This window comes from Sulfitobacter sp. LC.270.F.C4 (assembly GCF_032922545.1).
GTDB classification, from domain to species: Bacteria; Pseudomonadota; Alphaproteobacteria; order Rhodobacterales; family Rhodobacteraceae; genus Sulfitobacter; species Sulfitobacter profundi.
Genome location: NZ_CP136692.1, coordinates 2,901,761 through 2,920,230 on the forward strand (window position 1 = coordinate 2,901,761; position 18,470 = coordinate 2,920,230).

21 protein-coding genes are annotated in these 18,470 nt (G+C 61.4%); 14 read left to right on the plus strand and 7 right to left on the minus strand.

All coding sequences use genetic code 11. The features are described 5' to 3' along the window. Nucleotides 1-9: 9 nt before the first annotated feature. From R1T45_RS18055 to R1T45_RS18085, 7 genes are all read right to left on the minus strand, one after another. The gene (locus R1T45_RS18055; RefSeq protein WP_132446574.1) at nucleotides 10-345 is read right to left on the minus strand and encodes a hypothetical protein; all 336 of its coding nucleotides are present in this window, start codon (nucleotides 343-345) and stop codon (nucleotides 10-12) included. Then, entirely contained in the window at nucleotides 345-2,150 is a 1,806-nt protein-coding gene (sdhA, locus tag R1T45_RS18060; RefSeq protein ID WP_067630456.1) for a succinate dehydrogenase flavoprotein subunit, read from the minus strand. Before sdhA ends, R1T45_RS18055 begins: the two co-directional genes overlap by 1 nt. Before the next feature lie 29 nt (nucleotides 2,151-2,179). Beyond that, on the minus strand, nucleotides 2,180-2,551 hold the full coding sequence (sdhD, locus tag R1T45_RS18065; RefSeq protein WP_132446572.1) for a succinate dehydrogenase, hydrophobic membrane anchor protein: 372 nt from the start codon (nucleotides 2,549-2,551) through the stop codon (nucleotides 2,180-2,182). 11 nt (nucleotides 2,552-2,562) lie between these two features. After that, nucleotides 2,563-2,946 (minus strand): succinate dehydrogenase, cytochrome b556 subunit, encoded by a 384-nt coding sequence (gene sdhC, locus R1T45_RS18070; RefSeq protein WP_317389804.1) that lies wholly within the window; start codon nucleotides 2,944-2,946, stop codon nucleotides 2,563-2,565. Between the two features lie 253 nt (nucleotides 2,947-3,199). Beyond that, the gene (gene mdh, locus R1T45_RS18075; RefSeq protein ID WP_120352152.1) at nucleotides 3,200-4,162 is read right to left on the minus strand and encodes a malate dehydrogenase; all 963 of its coding nucleotides are present in this window, start codon (nucleotides 4,160-4,162) and stop codon (nucleotides 3,200-3,202) included. Nucleotides 4,163-4,316: 154 nt separating this feature from the next. Next, nucleotides 4,317-5,402 carry a PRC-barrel domain-containing protein gene (locus tag R1T45_RS18080; RefSeq protein ID WP_132446568.1) on the minus strand — a complete coding sequence of 362 codons (1,086 nt, stop codon included), beginning with the start codon at nucleotides 5,400-5,402 and terminating at the stop codon, nucleotides 4,317-4,319. Nucleotides 5,403-5,568: 166 nt separating this feature from the next. Then, entirely contained in the window at nucleotides 5,569-5,895 is a 327-nt protein-coding gene (locus R1T45_RS18085) for a hypothetical protein (RefSeq protein WP_067630467.1), read from the minus strand. A 302-nt stretch (nucleotides 5,896-6,197) separates the two neighbouring features. On the opposite strand from R1T45_RS18085, the gene R1T45_RS18090 reads away from it, so the two are divergent. The 14 genes from R1T45_RS18090 to R1T45_RS18155 all read left to right on the plus strand — a co-directional run bounded on the left by R1T45_RS18090 (nucleotide 6,198) and on the right by R1T45_RS18155 (nucleotide 18,413). Next, nucleotides 6,198-7,064: a CoA ester lyase gene (locus tag R1T45_RS18090; protein WP_317389805.1), complete on the plus strand. Its 867-nt coding sequence runs from the start codon at nucleotides 6,198-6,200 to the stop codon at nucleotides 7,062-7,064. Further along, nucleotides 7,061-7,618, plus strand: coding sequence for an NnrU family protein (locus R1T45_RS18095; RefSeq protein ID WP_317389806.1), 558 nt, complete (start codon nucleotides 7,061-7,063; stop codon nucleotides 7,616-7,618). The genes R1T45_RS18090 and R1T45_RS18095 overlap by 4 nt, the downstream gene beginning before the upstream one ends. 13 nt (nucleotides 7,619-7,631) lie before the next feature. Next, entirely contained in the window at nucleotides 7,632-7,835 is a 204-nt protein-coding gene (locus R1T45_RS18100) for a DUF1737 domain-containing protein (RefSeq protein ID WP_067630476.1), read from the plus strand. Next, a complete protein-coding gene (locus R1T45_RS18105; protein WP_317389807.1) occupies nucleotides 7,835-8,866 on the plus strand; it encodes a MaoC family dehydratase in 1,032 nt (343 codons plus the stop codon). The genes R1T45_RS18100 and R1T45_RS18105 overlap by 1 nt, the downstream gene beginning before the upstream one ends. 223 nt (nucleotides 8,867-9,089) lie before the next feature. Further along, nucleotides 9,090-10,283 (plus strand): ADP-forming succinate--CoA ligase subunit beta, encoded by a 1,194-nt coding sequence (gene sucC, locus R1T45_RS18110; RefSeq protein ID WP_067630482.1) that lies wholly within the window; start codon nucleotides 9,090-9,092, stop codon nucleotides 10,281-10,283. 147 nt (nucleotides 10,284-10,430) lie between these two features. After that, on the plus strand, nucleotides 10,431-10,724 hold the full coding sequence (locus R1T45_RS18115; protein ID WP_269343722.1) for a hypothetical protein: 294 nt from the start codon (nucleotides 10,431-10,433) through the stop codon (nucleotides 10,722-10,724). A gap of 73 nt (nucleotides 10,725-10,797) precedes the next feature. Beyond that, nucleotides 10,798-11,484 (plus strand): hypothetical protein, encoded by a 687-nt coding sequence (locus R1T45_RS18120; protein ID WP_317389808.1) that lies wholly within the window; start codon nucleotides 10,798-10,800, stop codon nucleotides 11,482-11,484. Between the two features lie 52 nt (nucleotides 11,485-11,536). Next, complete coding sequence (gene sucD, locus R1T45_RS18125) at nucleotides 11,537-12,424, plus strand: succinate--CoA ligase subunit alpha (RefSeq protein ID WP_317389809.1); 888 nt, start codon at nucleotides 11,537-11,539, stop codon at nucleotides 12,422-12,424. A gap of 111 nt (nucleotides 12,425-12,535) precedes the next feature. Next, a complete protein-coding gene (locus tag R1T45_RS18130) occupies nucleotides 12,536-12,670 on the plus strand; it encodes a hypothetical protein (protein WP_317389810.1) in 135 nt (44 codons plus the stop codon). A gap of 60 nt (nucleotides 12,671-12,730) precedes the next feature. Continuing rightward, on the plus strand, nucleotides 12,731-15,691 hold the full coding sequence (locus tag R1T45_RS18135) for a 2-oxoglutarate dehydrogenase E1 component (RefSeq protein WP_317389811.1): 2,961 nt from the start codon (nucleotides 12,731-12,733) through the stop codon (nucleotides 15,689-15,691). Nucleotides 15,692-15,695: 4 nt separating this feature from the next. Continuing rightward, nucleotides 15,696-17,282 carry a 2-oxoglutarate dehydrogenase complex dihydrolipoyllysine-residue succinyltransferase gene (odhB, locus tag R1T45_RS18140; protein WP_317389812.1) on the plus strand — a complete coding sequence of 529 codons (1,587 nt, stop codon included), beginning with the start codon at nucleotides 15,696-15,698 and terminating at the stop codon, nucleotides 17,280-17,282. A gap of 79 nt (nucleotides 17,283-17,361) precedes the next feature. Continuing rightward, nucleotides 17,362-17,745 carry an MAPEG family protein gene (locus R1T45_RS18145; protein WP_317389813.1) on the plus strand — a complete coding sequence of 128 codons (384 nt, stop codon included), beginning with the start codon at nucleotides 17,362-17,364 and terminating at the stop codon, nucleotides 17,743-17,745. A 12-nt stretch (nucleotides 17,746-17,757) separates the two neighbouring features. Next, nucleotides 17,758-18,021 (plus strand): hypothetical protein, encoded by a 264-nt coding sequence (locus R1T45_RS18150; protein WP_120350472.1) that lies wholly within the window; start codon nucleotides 17,758-17,760, stop codon nucleotides 18,019-18,021. Further along, the gene (locus R1T45_RS18155) at nucleotides 18,018-18,413 is read left to right on the plus strand and encodes an MAPEG family protein (protein WP_317389814.1); all 396 of its coding nucleotides are present in this window, start codon (nucleotides 18,018-18,020) and stop codon (nucleotides 18,411-18,413) included. The genes R1T45_RS18150 and R1T45_RS18155 overlap by 4 nt, the downstream gene beginning before the upstream one ends. Nucleotides 18,414-18,470 lie beyond the last annotated feature (57 nt).

The following is an 18,470-nucleotide window of genomic DNA, read 5'->3' on the forward strand; positions in this document are numbered from 1 at the left end:
GTGCGTCTCCTAAAGCGTCAGACCGGCTGCAGGCGCGGCGGCCAGCAGGCAGGTACGGGTCTCGGGGCGCGACAGGATCGTGCGCACGGTGCCCGCTGTTGTGTCATCCACGCCGACCACGGCGGCGCGGGCCAATTCGCGCAGTTCCAGCGCGTCGGCATTGTCGATGATGCAGTCGGTGAAGGGCGTGATCAGCTCTTTGGGCACCTGCGGGAAGCGGGTGGCCAAGATTTCGGTCACCACCCCTTTGGAGCCTTGGCGGGCGGTGTCATCCACCGCCTGCTGGACTTCGACACAGCCCGAGAGAGCGAACAACGTGGCCGCGATGAGTGCTGTGCGAACCATCAATACACCCGTGCCTTGGGGGCGATCTTTTTCATGTCGATCCCGCCTTCGTCTTCTTTGGTCAGCGGGTCGAGGTGCACGGCGCGGTAGGTGAGTTTCGCGTCATTGCCATCGAACCACGCCAGCGAGTGCTTGCGCCACTCGTCGTCGTTCCGATCCGGGTAGTCCTCATGCGCGTGGGCACCACGGCTCTCTTTCCGCGCAGCGGCGGCGGTGATCGTGGCGGTGGCGTTGGGCATCAGGTTGGTCAGCTCCAGCGTCTCCATCAGGTCCGAGTTCCACACGAGGCTGCGGTCGGTGACATGCAGGTCGTTCAGCTTGTCGGCGACTTCGATCATCTTCTCGCGGCCCTCTTCCAGCGTCTTATCGGTGCGGAAGACGGCGGCATCGGCCTGCATAGTCTTTTGCATCTCAAGCCGCAGCTCGGCGGTGGGCGTGCCGCCTTTGGCATTGCGCAGACCGTCGAAACGATCGAATGCCTTTTCCACCGATTTGAGGTTCGGCGCAGGCACCGGGCTGTCGGCGTCGACAATCTTGGCGGCGCGGATCGCGGCGGCGCGGCCAAAGACCACGAGGTCAATGAGCGAGTTGGAGCCAAGCCGGTTCGCACCGTGGACCGAAGCACAGCCCGCCTCGCCCACAGCCATCAGGCCGGGTGCGATGGCGTCGGGGTTGTCGGCGGTCGGGTTCAGCACTTCGCCCCAATAGTTGGTGGGGATGCCGCCCATGTTGTAGTGCACCGTCGGCAGCACCGGGATCGGCTCTTTCGTGAGGTCCACCCCGGCAAAGATGCGCGCGGATTCAGAGATGCCCGGCAGGCGCAGGTCCAGCGTTTCTGGCGGCAGGTGGTTCAGGTGCAGGTGAATGTGGTCTTTGTTTTCGCCCACACCGCGGCCTTCGCGGATTTCCATCGTCATGCAGCGCGAGACCACGTCGCGCGACGCGAGGTCTTTATAGGTCGGCGCGTAGCGTTCCATGAAACGCTCGCCTTCGGAGTTGGTCAGATACCCGCCTTCGCCGCGCGCACCTTCGGTGATCAGGCAGCCCGCGCCGTAAATGCCGGTGGGGTGGAACTGAACGAATTCCATATCTTGCAGCGGCAGACCCGCGCGGGCTGCCATGCCGCCACCGTCGCCGGTGCAGGTGTGGGCCGAGGTCGCCGAGAAATAGGCACGGCCATAGCCGCCGGTCGCCAGCACGACCATCTTGGCGCTGAACAGGTGCATAGTGCCGTCGTCGAGCTTCCAGCAGAGCACGCCTTGGCAGACGCCGTCGTCCGACATGATCAGGTCAATGGCGAAATATTCGATGAAGAATTCCGCGTTTTGCTTAAGCGACTGGCCGTAAAGCGTGTGCAGGATCGCGTGGCCGGTCCGGTCGGCGGCGGCACAGGTGCGCTGCACGGGCGGGCCTTCGCCGAATTCGGTGGTGTGGCCGCCGAAGGGACGCTGATAGATCTTGCCCTCTTCGGTGCGCGAAAACGGCACGCCGTAATGCTCAAGCTCATAAACCGCCTTGGGCGCTTCGCGGGCGAGGTATTCCATCGCGTCGGTGTCACCCAGCCAGTCAGAGCCTTTGACCGTGTCATACATATGCCACTGCCAGTTGTCGGGGCCCATGTTGCTCAAGGACGCGGCGATGCCACCCTGCGCCGCCACGGTGTGCGAACGGGTTGGGAAAACCTTGGAGATACAAGCCGTGCGCAGCCCCTGCTCCGCCATGCCCAAAGTCGCGCGCAGACCAGCACCGCCTGCCCCCACCACGACAACGTCATATTCGTGGGTTTCATATTCATATGCTGCCATTTAATCGGTCTCCCGTTTGGGCGTATTGTTTACAGGGCGAGCTTGGCGATGGCGAAAACGCCAACCGCTGCTGCGCCGTAGCTGATGATGGTCATCACGATGAGGGCGACTTTGTTGGCCAGCCCGTGGACATAATCCTCGATCAGCACCTGCACGCCATCATTGAAGTGTTTAAAGCCCACGATCAGCGTCAGCGCCGCCACGATGGCCGGGAAAGGCCGCGCGTAATAGGCGAGGATCTCTTCGTATGTGCCGCCAAGCGCGCTGCCAAAGGTGAAGACGAACAGCGGGATCAACACCAGCAGCGCCAGCGAAGAGACTTTCATCGCCCAGAAATGCGCGGTGCCGGTTTTCGCCGAGCCAAGGCCGCGGGCGCGTTTGCGATCTGTCATGTATGCCATGGTGTCGCTCCTCAAACGATAATGATGGTCAGGATGGTCAGCACGACCGACCCGATCAGTGCCGCGATGCCTAGCTTTTCAGCAGTCGGCACGTCGAGCATGCGGCCCGTGTCCCAGATCAGGTGCCGGATACCGGCCAGCGTGTGATACCACAGGCCCAAGAGCGACAGGGTGAACACCAGATCACCGAACCAGCTGGTCATGATCCCGTTCACGGTATCGAAATACTCCGCCGAGGTCGCCGCAGCGAGGAACCACCACACGATCAACAGCGCGGTGATCAACATCGCGTTGCCGGTGATCCGGGTGAGAATCGACGTCATAGAGGTCAATTGTGGGCGGTAGATCGTCAAATGCGGGGAAAGCGGGCGGTTACCCCGGTTCACATCGGCCATGGCGCGGTCCTTTGTCCTGTGCTTTGTCCTGTGCTTTGCATCTTGATAGCGGTTTTTACAGGACTGTCACGGGTAAGTGCGGGGAATCTGCGAGGTTTGGCCAGTGTTTCGGTGGAAAAATGGCAGACTGATGTGGTCATGCCCACTTTTGTGATCACAGCAGATTATCGTGTGATCACAAATTCTGCATCTCCCCGGAACGAAAAAGCGCGCCCCGCTAGGGACGCGCTTTCCAATTGGTATGCTCTGGCGCTTACGCGAGGCTCTCGTCGATGCCTTTGCAGGCTTCGACCAGACCTTTGACCGCGTTGACGGAGTTGTCGAACATGGTCTGTTCGTCTTTGTTCATCGAAATCTCGACCACGCGCTCAATACCACCGGCACCGATCACTGTAGGCACGCCCACATAGAAGCCATTCAAGCCGTAGGCACCGTCAACATAAGCGGCGCAAGGAAGCACGCGCTTTTGGTCTTTCAGATAGCTTTCAGCCATCTCGATTGCCGATGTCGCAGGCGCGTAGAAGGCCGAACCGGTCTTCAGCAGGCCAACGATCTCGGCGCCACCATCACGGGTGCGCTGCACAATCGCGTCGAGCTTGTCTTGCGTGGTCCAGCCCATTTTTACCAGATCGGGCAGCGGGATACCGGCAACTGTGGAGTAGCGCACCAGCGGCACCATTGTGTCGCCGTGGCCGCCCAGAACGAAGGCAGTGACGTCTTTCATCGAGACGTTGAACTCAGTCGCGAGGAAGTGACGGAAACGCGCGCTATCAAGCACGCCTGCCATGCCGCAAACCTTGTTGTGCGGCAGACCGGAGAATTCACGCAGCGCCCACACCATCGCGTCGAGCGGGTTGGTGATGCAGATCACGAAAGCGTCGGGGGCGTGTTTGGCAATGCCCTCGCCCACGGATTTCATAACCTTGAGGTTGATGCCCAGCAGGTCATCGCGGCTCATGCCCGGCTTGCGCGCAACCCCGGCGGTGACGATGCAGACGTCCGCGCCTGCGATATCCGCGTAATCTTGGGTGCCCGACATGGTGGCGTCGAACTTGCCCGAGGGGCCCGACGACGCGATATCGAGAGCCTTGCCCTCGGGTGTGCCCTCGGCAATGTCAAAAAGGACGACATCGCCCAATTCCTTCAACGCTGCGAGATGGGCGAGAGTGCCGCCGATTTGCCCCGCGCCAATAAGCGCGATCTTGGGTCTGGCCATGGTCATGTCTCCGACAGAGGTTTCATTTGCGCCGGAGATACCGAAATGCACGGTCCCGTGCAAGTTGCAGCATTGAACAGCGGCTAACCCCTGCCCTCGCCACGAAAAAGGCCGCCCCGTGGGGCGGCCAATTGCTGAAACTTAAGGCGAAATATTAGTCGCCTTGGTACTCAGGCTGCGATTCCAGACGCTCTTCGGTGCTGTCGATGTAGATACGTACATCATCACCTTCGACGTTTTTCAGAACCTGCAGTTCGTCAAATGTCACGGCCACTGGCTTTTCGCCTAGACCAAGGAAGCCGCCAACGTTGATGACAACACGGTCGATCTGGCCGTTGTCGCCGATCAGCAGCGTGTCGATCTCACCTACGGTTTCGTCATTGGCACCATAGACATAGGAGCCTTCGAGGTCGTCAGCGCTCATCTGTTGGATCATGTCCGCTTCGGCAGCGGCATAGCCTTCACGCTCAACTTCGGGGCGCGGCAGCAGTTCACGCTCAACAGTTTCGTCGCCGGTGATCACGGTGGTGTTGGCATCCGCTTCGTTGACAGCTTCTTCTGTCTCAGCTTCGGCGTTCTCCATCATGGTTTCGGCTTCTTGCTCCATTTCCTCGGATTCGGCCTCTACTTCGTTGGCCATCTCTTCGGTTTCGGCTTCAAGGTTCTCGGCCGCGTTCTCGGTGTCTTGAACCATTTCCTCGGTCTCGGCCTCTACTTCATTGGCCATTTCCTCGGTTTCGGTTTCGCCGTTGGTGACGACGGTGACGTTGTCGTCAGTCTCGGTCATCGCTTCGCCTTCCATCGCTTCGCCGTCCATCATGGGGCGTTCGAATTCAGGCGCTTGCTCCAGCATCTCTTTCGAGGTGTTCACAACGAGGAAACGGTCGCCGTCTTCGTCGTTCAGGATGCGAATCTTGTCCATGGAGATGGAAACGTCACGTTCGCCCAGCCCAAGGAAACCGCCGATGCCGAGGATAACGGCAGTCACTTCGCCGTCTTTCGACACGATGATGTCGTTGATCTCGCCGATGTCATCCCATTCCTGCTCTGCGCCATTGGCAACGGGGGTGGCCGCATCGACTTCGGCTTCAGAGTTGTAAATGCGCATGCCGATCAGGTCGGATGCAAGGAAGTCTGTTTGTTCAACAGCAACGTTGCCAAAGCCTTCGGAATGCGCTTCCGCAAAGGCTGCGCCGGTCATTGTCAGTACGATGGCCGTGGTGCTCAGAAAACGTTTCATTGTAGTACTCCTTCCAAAATTGAGCGTTAATTGCTCTTCTGGAACCACAACCCGGATGGCCCTATCCAGTTCCACTGCCACGCAAATAAATAGATCGCGCCACCTTGGCCCAGACACAGGAAAGGCGGCCAATGGCCGCCCGCGCGTTCAGTCAATATCGCCCTTTTCAGGCGTCTTCGCCCTTGGCAGGCAATGCTTCGGCCAATGCCTCAAACCCCTGCCCCGAGGCGACCAGACAGGTGATCCCATTGACCCCGGTCACCGTGATCGTCCAGCTGCCCGTTTGATCCGACGCGAAAACCTCCATCACCGCGTTGTCGCCGCCCAGCCCCATCGACTGGCGCGTCTCCCCATACCCATCGGCCAGCCGCAGCACCACATGATCGCGCGGCGCGCAGTTGCGCGGGGTCTGCGCCTCTGTCGTCGTGGCCAGCACGATTGCAGAGGCGGCGGTGAGTGCCGCGAGGTGGATAAATTTAACAAAACCTGACATAGCATCTGCCTTTGCATCAAAAGGCGTGACCCTTGGGGATGACAATGCGCGTCTTTCGCACCGGCCCTTAGGCAGCCTTGGTTGAAATGACTGCATCCGCTTTGCAAAAGGGTGCGGCAGATGCGATGCGCAAAAGACTGCGCCTCAAGCCTGAAGGACTGGTTAATCTGCCGCCCGCAAAAACAGCGCAACGGGTTCGCTGCGTCGCGGCATGTTTTGCCTTGAAGTTTTCGCACAAAAATGCCCCTCTGTGCGCAACAATGTTAGGCGGCCAATGCGCCGCCCTGCCCGAGGAGCCTTACATGACCGCCACAACCCGCCCGCTGCGTTCCGTTCTCTACATCCCCGGCTCCAAGCCCCGCGCGCTCGACAAAGCGCGCGGATTGGCCTGCGACGCGGTGATCTTCGACCTCGAAGATGCCGTCTCCCCCGAGGAAAAGGTCGCCGCCCGCGAGACATTGGCCGAGGCGCTTGCCACAGGCGGCTACGGCGCGCGGATGCGGGTGGTGCGGGTCAACGGGCTGGACACCGAATGGGGCGTCAATGACGCCCGTGCCGCCGCCGCGATGAAGCCCGACGCGATTCTCTTGCCCAAGGTCGGATCCCCCGCCGATCTCGAAGCGCTGACCGAGATTGTGGGCGACATCCCGCTCTGGGCGATGATGGAAACCCCCGGTGCCATGCTCAACGCCGCCGCCATCGCCGGACACCGCCAGTTGCAGGCCATGGTCATGGGCACCAATGATCTGGCGAAAGACCTGCAAACCCGCTTCCGCCCCGACCGCCTGCCGCTGATCACAGGGCTTGGCCTTTGCCTGCTGGCCGCCAAGGCGCATGGCGTGGCAATCATCGATGGGGTGTATAACGCCTTTAAGGACGACGACGGGCTGCAGTCCGAATGCCAACAGGGCCGTGACATGGGCTTTGACGGCAAAACGCTGATCCACCCCGCCCAGCTCGACATCGCCAACGCGGCCTTCACCCCGTCGGAAGACGAAGCCGCCCTCGCCCGCCGTCAGATCGACGCCTATGAAGAGGCACAGGCGGCGGGCCAAGGTGTGGCGGTCGTTGATGGCAAGATCGTGGAAAATCTCCATGTTGCCACCGCCCGCGAAACACTGGCAAAACTGGCGGCAATTGCAGCCATGAGCCCGGAGCCCTCGCCATGACAATCCTTATCCTCGGTCTGATCCTCTGGATCGGTGCCCATCTTTTCAAACGCCTGATGCCCACCCAACGGGCGCAGATGGGCACCGCGGGCCGAGGCGCGGTGGCCGCCGCACTGGTCGTGGCGCTGGCCCTCATCATCTGGGGCTATCGCGCGGCGGAGTTCATGCCGGTCTGGAACCCGCCGAGTTTCCTGACGCACCTTAACAACCTTCTGATGCTGCTGGCCTTCTGGGTCTTCGGCTCAAGCGCCGCCAAGGGGGCCAAAGCGTGGCCCGCCTATAAAACCCGCCACCCGCAGCTGCTGGCCGTGAAAATCTGGGCCACTGCACACCTACTGGTGAACGGTGATCTCGCCTCGATCCTGCTCTTCGGCACCATGCTGGGCTGGGCGGTGAGCGAAGTAATCCTCATCAACCGGGCCGAGCCGGGCTGGACGCCCCCGCCCCACGCAGGCCGCGCCACCTATATCCGTCTGATCGTGATCTCCACGATCCTCTTTGTCCTCGTCGCCGGCATTCACACTTGGCTCGGCGTTATTCCCTTCCCTCATTGACCCGGAGCCTTCCATGAAAGTTTACCGCTTCCTTTCCGAAGAAGACACGTCCGCCTTTTGCCACAAGGTCACCGACGCGCTGAACAAAGGCTGGGAGCTTTACGGCACCCCGACCCAGACATGGGACCACAAGGCCGGTGTCATGCGCTGCGGCCAAGCGGTGGTGAAAGACGCCCCCGGCACCTATTCGCCCGACACCAAACTGGGCGAGCAGTGATGAGCAAGACCAACCGCGGCCGCTTTTTCGAAGACTACCAACTGGGCGAGGTGCTGCATCACGCGGTGCCCCGCACCGTCGGCGCGGGCGAACGCGCGCTCTATCACGCGCTCTACCCCGCGCGGCACGCGCTTTATTCTGCCGATAGTTTCGCCCAGTCCTGCGGGCTGAAGGCCAGCCCGCTCGACGATATGATCGCCTTTCACATCGTTTTTGGGAAAACCGTGCCCGATGTCTCGCTCAATGCCGTGGCCAATCTGGGCTATGCCCAGGGCCGCTGGCTGCGGCCCGTCTGGCCCGGTGACACGCTGCGCGCGGAAAGCGAGGTCATCGGCCTCAAGCAAAACTCCAACGGCAAGACCGGCGTCGTCTGGGTCCGCACCACCGGATTGAACCAGCATGACGAAAAGGTGCTCGACTATGTCCGCTGGGTCATGGTCCGCAAAGGCGAAATCGACGCCCCCGCGCCCGAGACCATCGTGCCCGATCTGCCCGACGCCCTGTCCGTGGATCAATTGCACATCCCGCAGGGCCTCGACTTCTCCAACTACGACTTCGCCCAAGCCGGAGAGCCGCACCGCTGGGGCGACTACGCCGTGGGTGAAAAGATCGACCACGTTGACGGCGTCACGATCGAAGAGGCCGAGCACATGATGGCCACGCGCCTGTGGCAGAACACGGCCAAAGTGCATTTCGACACCTCCGCCCGCCCGGATGGGTCGCGGCTGATCTATGGCGGTCACGTGATCTCAATGGCGCGGGCGCTGTCCTTCAACGGGCTGGCCAATGCGCAGTTGGTCGTGGGCCTCAACGGCGGGGCGCATGCCAACCCCTGCCTTGCCGGTGATACCATTCGCGCTTGGTCCGAAGTGCTCGACAAGGCCGAGACCTCAGCCCCCGGTGTTGGCGCTGTGCGTTTGCGGCTGGTCGCGACCAAAGGCGGCGCGCCGTTCGAACTGCGTGACGCGGCGGGCAAATACCGCCCCGAGGTTCTGCTTGACCTCGATTACTGGGCGCTCATGCCCCGCTAAAGCGCTGGCCCGCCCCTTTGGCCGGGCCAGCTATCCCCCGCAATACAAGCAAAAATCAGCCGATTCGGAGCCGTTGAGCGCATTTGTGATCACACGTATTTATCGTGTGATCACAAAACGCATTTTTAGCTGGTCAATCCCGGCTTTCTCCGAAAAAACCCTTACAGGAACGAAAGTCATCCCCATACTACGGGGCAACTGGAACAGAAACGGGACCGTTTTCATGAACATCCACGAATATCAGGCAAAAGCCCTCCTGCGCAGCTATGGCGCCCCTGTCTCCGACGGCCGCGTTGTGCTAAAGGCAGAAGATGCCAAGAACGCAGCCGGCGAAATGGACGGACCGCTTTGGGTTGTCAAAGCGCAGATCCACGCAGGCGGTCGCGGCAAAGGCAGCTTCAAAGAAGCCGCCGCTGGCGAAAAAGGCGGTGTGCGCCTTGCCAAATCCGTGGAAGAAGCCGCTGAAGAAGCTAAAAAGATGCTGGGCAAAACGCTGGTCACGCACCAGACCGGCCCCGCAGGCAAGCAGGTCAACCGCATCTACATCGAAGACGGTTCCGACATTGAGCGCGAATTGTACCTCGCTCTGCTGGTTGACCGCCAGACCAGCCGCATCTCCTTTGTCTGCTCCACCGAAGGCGGCATGGACATCGAAGAGGTCGCCGAAGCGACACCCGAAAAAATCCTCAGCTTCTCTGTCGATCCGGCCACCGGCTACCAGCCCTACCACGGCCGCCGCGTTGCCTTTTCGCTGGGTCTTGAAGGCACAGCCGTCAAGCAGTGCGTCAAACTGATGGGTCAACTCTACCAAGCCTTCGTCGACAAAGACATGGAGATGCTTGAGATCAACCCGCTGATCGTCATGCCCGGCAACGACCTGAAAGTGCTCGACGCGAAAGTCGGCTTTGACGGCAACGCCATGTACCGCCAGCCCGACATCGCCAACCTGCGCGACGAGACCGAGGAAGACTCGAAAGAACTCGAAGCCTCCAAGTATGACCTGAACTACATCGCGCTCGACGGTGAAATCGGCTGCATGGTGAACGGTGCGGGCCTTGCGATGGCGACGATGGACATCATCAAACTCTACGGTGCCGAGCCTGCCAACTTCCTCGACGTGGGCGGCGGTGCGACCAAAGAGAAAGTCACCGAAGCTTTCAAGATCATCACCTCCGACGAGAACGTCAAAGGCATCTTGGTCAACATCTTCGGCGGCATCATGCGCTGTGACGTCATCGCCGAGGGCGTTGTCGCTGCGGTGAAAGAAGTCGGTCTGAAAGTGCCGCTGGTTGTTCGCCTTGAGGGCACCAACGTCGAAGAAGGCAAAGCGATCATCAACAACTCCGGTCTTGATGTCATCGCCGCCGACGACCTGAAAGATGGCGCACAGAAGATCGTGAAAGCTGTCAAAGGCTAAGCCCTTCCCCGGCCATCCCCCCACGGCTTTCGCGCCGGTCGGGGGTGGCCGATATCACCGTTCTTGCCGCCCCCGTGCGGCAGGGGCAAATGCGACGACGCTGCGCCGCGCCCACCCAATGATGCCCCGATGAGCAATGAGGTCAGTATGGATCAATCTCCCAAATCCTCCCCCGTCTTGACGGGCATTGCGCTATTGGGGGCCGGCATTCTGATCCGGCAATGGCAACCCAACGCCCTGCGTCTGCCTGAGCCTGCCAACCATCACCGCCGCGACCGCGGTCTGCGGCGCGCCGCGCGCAAGTCGCGCAACGGGCTGGCGATGATCCTGCCGTCGAACCTCACCGGCTCCATTGGGCGCAGCCTGATGATCATGGGCGCGGGTCTGCTAACCCTGCGACTGCTGGATCTGCTGGCCGATCAAGATGAGCAGCTTTACTGATGCCGGTCCTGTCGCCCGCTCCCCTTACCCCCCAAGCGGCCAAGCGCGACCGCGCCCCGCTAAAGGTGGTTCTATGACGCGGGCACTTTCCTCCTCTCGCGCCGGCTGGTGGGTGATCCTCGCCCTTATCGTGGCTTTTGCCGTGCAGATGGTGGTCGTGAACGCCCTCCCGGTTGCCACGCAAACCACCCTGCTGGCCGAAGGCGGTTTTTACGAAAACCTTTCGGTCGTGGGCTACCTGCTCTGCATTGTGGCGCTGGTCTGGACGCTGCGCGGCGCGGTGCTGCGGGTCTGGTATCTGCCGCTGGTGCTGGCGGTCATGGCGGCGCGTGAATTGGACCTCGACAAAAGCCTTTTCACCCGCGGGCTCTTCAAAGCGCGGCAATATACTGGTGAGGGCGTCCCGCTGGCCGAACGGCTGATCGCAGCGCTGATCCTTGCGTCGATCGTCACCGCGATTTTCCTCATGCTCTGGCGTCACGCTCGGCCCTATCTCTCGGCCCTCTGGCACGGTCGTGCATGGGCCGGGGCCGTCCTGATGGGGATCGGTTTCACCGTCGCTTACAAACTGCTCGACGGCATCGCCCGCAAACTCGCCCCCTTAGGGATCGAGATTTCCGCCGATGCCGAACGCACCGCTTTCGTCGTCGAGGAGATCGGGGAGCTTGGCATCCCGGTCATGTTCCTCGCCGCCATCCTGCTGTGGCCCGGCCCTTCGCCTGCCACGGCGCATCCCACCAACCGGGCGCACCGCGCCTGACGCCCCCGGGGCCCGCCCCCGGGATTAAATATCACCGACCAAGGAAGAAATCATGGCCGTACTAGTCAACGAAAACACCAAAGTCATCTGTCAGGGTCTGACCGGCTCGCAGGGGACGTTCCACACCGAACAGGCCATCGCCTATGGCACCAAGATGGTTGGCGGCGTCACGCCCGGCAAAGGCGGTCAGACGCATCTCGACCTGCCGGTCTTCAACTCCGTGCACGAAGCCAAGCACGTGACCGAGGCGAACGCCTCCGTGATCTACGTCCCGCCCCCCTTCGCGGCAAATTCGATCCTTGAGGCGATCGACGCCGAGATGGAGCTGATCGTCTGCATCACCGAAGGCATTCCGGTGCTTGACATGGCCCGCGTCGCCCGCGCGCTCGAAGGCTCCAAGTCGCGCCTGATCGGCCCCAACTGCCCTGGTGTGATCACGCCTGACGCCTGTAAAATCGGCATCATGCCGGGCCACATCCACCGCCGCGGCTCCGTCGGCGTTGTCTCGCGCTCGGGCACGCTGACTTATGAGGCGGTCAAGCAGACCACCGACATGGGCCTTGGCCAATCCTCTGCCGTTGGCATCGGTGGCGACCCCATCAAAGGGACCGAGCATATCGACGTGCTGGAAATGTTCCTTGCCGACCCCGAGACCCAGTCGATCATCATGATCGGCGAAATCGGCGGCTCCGCCGAAGAAGAAGCGGCACAGTTCCTTGCCGATGAGAAGAAAAAAGGCCGTTGGAAGCCCACCGCTGGCTTCATCGCGGGCCGCACGGCCCCTCCCGGCCGCCGCATGGGCCACGCAGGCGCAATTGTCGCCGGTGGTAAAGGCGACGCGGAGAGCAAGATCGAAGCGATGAAAGAAGCCGGTATCGTTGTGGCAGACAGCCCCGCGACACTGGGCGAAGCGGTCAAAGAAGCGATCGACAAGGGCTGATGCCCGTCGGGCGGGCCTTGGCCCGCCCATTGACCCACTCTGCAAAGCACTACGTTTTGCGGGGTCTTGAAAAGAACCACCCGGCGCCGCCCGCTTGCGAAGGAGGGTAAGATGCACATTCAGACCGCGCTCACTCCCTCCCGCCCCCGCGTGGCGCTGGCCCTTGGGCAAACGCCCGAACCGGCGGCCTTGGATGGCCCTCGCGACCCCGCCCTCAATACCTATGGCCCCCCGCCCCGGGCCTGACTATAGACCGACCCTGATTCTGACCCTGTCCCGTCTGCCCCGCCGAACAAAGGTGACCCAATGACCGACCAACCCGCCAACGAACAGTTCCACGCCTCTTCCTTCATGGAAGGCGAAAACGCGGAATATCTTGAGGCGATGTACGCCCGCTATGCCAACGACCCCAACACGGTCGACGAGGCATGGCAGACGTTTTTCGCGGCGATGGGCGATGACGCCGAAACCGCACAGGCCGAGGCCGCTGGCCCCTCTTGGGCGCGGCCCGATTGGCCCCCCGCCCCCCAGAGCGAGGTGATGGGCGCGCTGACCGGTGTCTGGCCCGAACCGACCGAAGCAAAAGCCGCTGGCGACAAGATCAAGAAAAAGGCCGAGGAAAAGGGCGTTGCCGTCTCGGATGACCAAATCCGCGCCGCCGTGCTCGACAGCATCCGCGCGCTCATGCTGATCCGCGCCTACCGCATCCGTGGGCACCTCGCCGCGCAACTCGACCCCTTAGGCATGCGCGACATGGGCAACCAGCCCGAGCTTGACCCGAAATCCTACGGTTTCACCGATGCCGACATGGATCGCCCGATCTTTATCGACAACGTGCTGGGCCTCGAAGTCGCGACAATGAAGCAGATCGTCGGCATCGTCCGCTCGACCTACTGTGGCACTTTCGCGCTGCAATACATGCATATTTCCGACCCCGAGCAGGCCGGTTGGTTGAAAGAGCGAATCGAAGGCTATGGCAAGGAAATCGCCTTTACCAAGGAAGGCCGCAAGGCGATCCTGAGCAAACTGGTCGAAGCCGAGGGCTTTGAGAAGTTCCTCCACGTCAAATACATGGGCACCAAACGCTTCGGTCTTGATGGCGGCGAAAGCCTTGTTCCCGCGATGGAGCAGATCATCAAACGCGGCGGCCAGTTGGGCGTCAAGGACATCGTCATCGGCATGCCGCACCGGGGCCGCCTCTCGGTGCTGGCCAATGTGATGCAAAAGCCCTACCGGGCGATCTTCAACGAATTCCAAGGCGGCAGCTTTAAGCCTGACGATGTGGATGGTTCGGGCGATGTGAAATACCACCTCGGCGCCTCGTCGGACCGTGAGTTTGATGGCAATTCTGTCCACCTGTCGCTGACCGCGAACCCCAGCCACCTCGAAGCGGTGAACCCCGTGGTTTTGGGCAAGGTCCGCGCCAAGCAGGACCAGCTGAACGACAAGGACCGCACCGCCGTCATGCCGATCCTGCTACACGGTGACGCGGCCTTTGCGGGCCAAGGCGTCGTGGCGGAATGTTTCGCGCTCTCGGGTCTCAAAGGCCACAAGACCGGCGGCACCATGCATATCGTGGTGAACAACCAGATCGGCTTCACCACCGCGCCGCATTTCTCGCGTTCCTCGCCCTATCCCACCGACAACGCGCTGGTGGTTGAGGCGCCGATCTTCCACGTCAATGGCGACGATCCCGAAGCGGTTGTGCACGCCGCCCGCGTGGCGACAGAGTTCCGCCAAAAGTTCCACAAGGACGTGGTCATCGACATCTTTTGCTACCGCCGCTTTGGTCACAACGAAGGCGACGAGCCGATGTTTACCAACCCGGTGATGTACAAGAGCGTCAAGAAACAGAAAACCACGCTCAGCCTTTATACCCAACGTCTGGTGGCCGACGGTCTGATCCCCGAGGGTGAGATCGAAGACATGAAGACCGCCTTCCAGAACCAGCTCAACGATGAGTTCGAGGCCGGTAAGGACTACCGCCCGAACAAGGCCGACTGGCTGGACGGCAAGTGGTCCGGCATGGACAAAAAGAAGAAGTCCTACCAGCGTGGCAAGACGGCCATCGCGCCTGAAACACTGCAAGACGTCGGCAAGGCGATCACCACCGCGCCGGACAAATTCCCGCTGCACAAGACCATCGGGCGTCTGCTCGAAGCGAAAAAGCAGATGTTTGAATCCGGTGAAGGCTTTGACTGGGCCACGGCTGAGGCGATGGCCTTCGGTTCCTTGCTGACCGAAGGCTACAAAGTGCGCCTCTCGGGTCAGGACAGCACGCGCGGCACTTTCAGCCAGCGCCACTCGGCCTTCGTTAACCAAGACAACGAAGACCGCTACTACCCGCTGAACCACATCCGCGAAGGTCAGGCCGAGTATGAAGTCATCGACTCCATGCTCAGCGAATACGCGGTGCTGGGCTTTGAATATGGCTACTCGCTGGCCGAGCCGAATGCGCTGACGCTCTGGGAAGCGCAGTTTGGTGACTTCGCCAACGGCGCGCAGATCATGTTTGACCAGTTCATCTCATCAGGTGAAAGCAAATGGCTGCGCATGTCGGGCCTCGTTTGCCTGATGCCGCATGGCTATGAGGGTCAGGGGCCTGAGCACTCCTCTGCCCGTCTGGAGCGTTTCCTGACCATGTGCGGCGGCGACAACTGGATCGTGGCGAACTGCACCACGCCCGCCAACTACTTCCACATCCTGCGCCGCCAGCTGCACCGCAGCTACCGCAAGCCGCTGATGTTGATGACCCCCAAGTCACTCCTGCGCCACAAGCTCGCGGTCAGCAAGGCCGATGAATTCACCACCGGGTCGAGCTTCCACCGGGTGCTCTGGGATGACGCGCAGAAAGGCAACTCCGACACCAAATTGGTCGCGGATGACAAAATTAAGCGCGTGGTGATGTGCTCGGGCAAGGTCTATTACGACCTGCTGGAAGAGCGTGACGCCCGCGGCATCGACGATGTCTACATCCTGCGGTTCGAACAGTTCTACCCCTTCCCCGCGCAATCCGCGGTCAGAGAGTTGGAGCGGTTCAAAGGGGCCGAAATGATCTGGTGTCAGGAAGAGCCCAAGAACCAAGGTGCCTGGACCTTCATCGAGCCCAACATCGAATGGGTTCTGGGCCGCATCGACGCCAAACATGGCCGCGCCTCCTATGTGGGCCGCGCCACCGCCGCCTCGCCCGCCACGGGTCTGGCCAGCCAGCACAAAGCACAACAAGCCGCCCTCGTCGACGAGGCGCTGACCATCAAAGGAAACTAAGACCATGACAAGCGAAGTACGCGTACCCACGCTGGGCGAATCCGTCACCGAAGCCACCGTTGCCACATGGTTCAAAAAGCCCGGCGATACCGTCGCGGTGGATGAAATGCTCTGTGAATTGGAGACCGACAAGGTCACCGTCGAAGTGCCCTCCCCCGTTGCGGGCACTCTGAGCGAGATCGTGGCGCAAGAAGGCGAAACCGTGGGCGTCGATGCCCTGCTGGCCAATGTCAGCGAAGGCGACAGCGGCTCTGCGGCCGCGCCGAAAGCCAAGGAAGCCGCCGAGGATGATGAGGCCGTGTCCCAGTCCGACCGGGGCGGCGATGCGCCCAAGGCGATCGACGCAGGCTCGGCAGATGTGGCTGCCCGCGAAGGCGAAACCATCGAGGTCAAAGTGCCCACACTGGGCGAGTCGGTCACCGAAGCGACCGTCAGCACATGGTTCAAAAAAGTCGGCGACAAGGTCGAAGCCGATGAAATGCTCTGCGAGCTGGAAACCGACAAAGTCAGCGTCGAAGTGCCCTCGCCTGCCGCTGGCGTGTTAGCTGAAATCCTCGCCGACGAAGGCACCACCGTTGAAGCCTCCGCCACACTTGCCGTCCTGACCTCCGGTGCAGGCGCTGCTGCCCCCAAGGGCGAAGACGCGAAATCCGGTGCCGGTGCTGCAGCTGAAACCAAATCTGCCGATGGCAAAGATGTTGAAGACGCGCCGTCGGCCAAGAAAGCTATGGCCGAAGCTGGCATCAGCCGCGATCAGGTCACAGGCTCGGGCCGCGATGGCCGCGTGATGAAGGAAGACGTGGCCAAAGCCGTGGCCGCTGGCACCTCTGCCGCGCCCAAGGCCGAGGCCAAGCCCGCCGCACCGCGGCCCGCTTCCGCCCCCGATGACGCGTCGCGCGAAGAGCGAGTCAAGATGACCCGCCTCAAGCAGACCATGGCGCGCCGCCTGAAAGAAGCCCAAAACACCGCTGCGATCCTGACCACCTTCAACGAGGTCGACATGACCGAGGTCATGGAGCTGCGGAACACCTACAAGGCTGATTTCGAGAAGAAACACGGCGTTCGTATGGGCTTTATGTCTTTCTTCACCAAGGCCTGCTGCCACGCGCTGAAGGAAATCCCCGAGGTCAACGCCGAGATCGACGGCACCGACATCATCTACAAGAACTACGTCCACATGGGTGTCGCTGCAGGCACGCCCACGGGCCTTGTGGTGCCGGTGATCAAAGACGCCGACGCGATGTCCTTTGCCGAGATCGAAAAGGCCGTAAACGCCATGGGCAAAAAGGCCCGTGACGGCAAGCTGACCATGGGCGACATGACCGGCGGCACCTTCACCATCTCCAACGGTGGCGTCTACGGCTCGCTGATGACCGCACCGATCTTGAACCCGCCACAGTCCGGTATCCTCGGCATGGCGAAAATTCAGGACCGCCCGATGGCGATCAACGGCGAGGTCGTGATCCGTCCGATGATGTATATCTCGCTCAGCTACGACCACCGGATCATCGACGGCAAGGGCGCTGTGACCTTCCTCGTCCGCGTCAAAGAGATGCTCGAAGATCCCCGCCGTCTGTTGATGGATTTGTGATACCATGGGCGGGGGGAGACCCCCGCCCTATATACCCGCAGACCGGGTGGGGCGTCCCACCAACTGAAAGGGCCAAACCATGAGTGAAACCACCCTCCTCGCCGCCTATGGCCTCTTGGTCATGCTGACGATCCTACTGCAGGTGCTGGGCGCGACCCGGCAGCTCTCAATGGGCTACCTGATGTCCTCGCGGGATGAGACGCGGACCACCACCGGCATGACGGCCCGTCTGGGCCGCGCGGTTGATAATTCCGTCGTGGCCATGGCGCTTTTTGCGCCTGCCGTGCTGCTGATCGAGATGCTGGGCCGCAACAACAGCGCCACGCTGCTGGCCGCCCAAGTCTTCCTGCTGGCGCGGATTATCTATGTGATCGTATATGCGCTCGGCGTGCCGACAATCCGCACGCTGGCATGGCTCGCCGGCTATGCGGCGACAGCGGTCCTTTATTTCCACGCGCTCTGAAAGGGCATTCAAATGCAGATGATCTGCCATCTCGAAGTTACTGATTTTACCGCATGGAAAAACGCCTTTGACGCCGATGCGGAATCGCGGCGCAATGCGGGTCTCACGGTCATGCAGGTTTGGAAACACACCGACAGCAACACCAAAGCCACTGTGCTGCTCGACGTGAACGACCGCAAAAAGGCCGACGAATGGCTCTCCCGGTCCAACGCGCTGAGCAGCGATGACCAAGGCACCGTAACCAGCACCACTGCTTATTTCGTGAAGAACGCATGAGTGCTGAGCTGACCGTTCTGACCCTTGCAGCACTCTTGCAAGGGCTGCAATTCGTGCTTTACGCCGTGCCCGCCAACCGTGAGCTTGGCCCCGGTTACACGATGTCCGCCCGCGACCGCGATCCGAGCCGTGCGCTGTCGGACCGCACCGCCCGTCTGGGCCGCGCGCTTGATAACCATTTCGAAGGGCTGATCCTTTTCGGCATTGCCGTGGGCGTGGTGCAGATGTCGGCGCAGAACACCGCCTTTACCGCCGCCTGCGCTTGGGTCTATCTGATCGCGCGCGTGCTCTACGTCCCCGCCTATGCCATGGGCCTGCGCCCGCATCGGTCGCTCATCTGGGTCATCGGTTTTGCCGCAACCATGTTGATGCTGCTGGCGGCCCTTATTTAACCCTTTCCCCAACACCCGCAGGCAGCGGCGCTTGCACCTGAAAACCGCGCCTCCTAC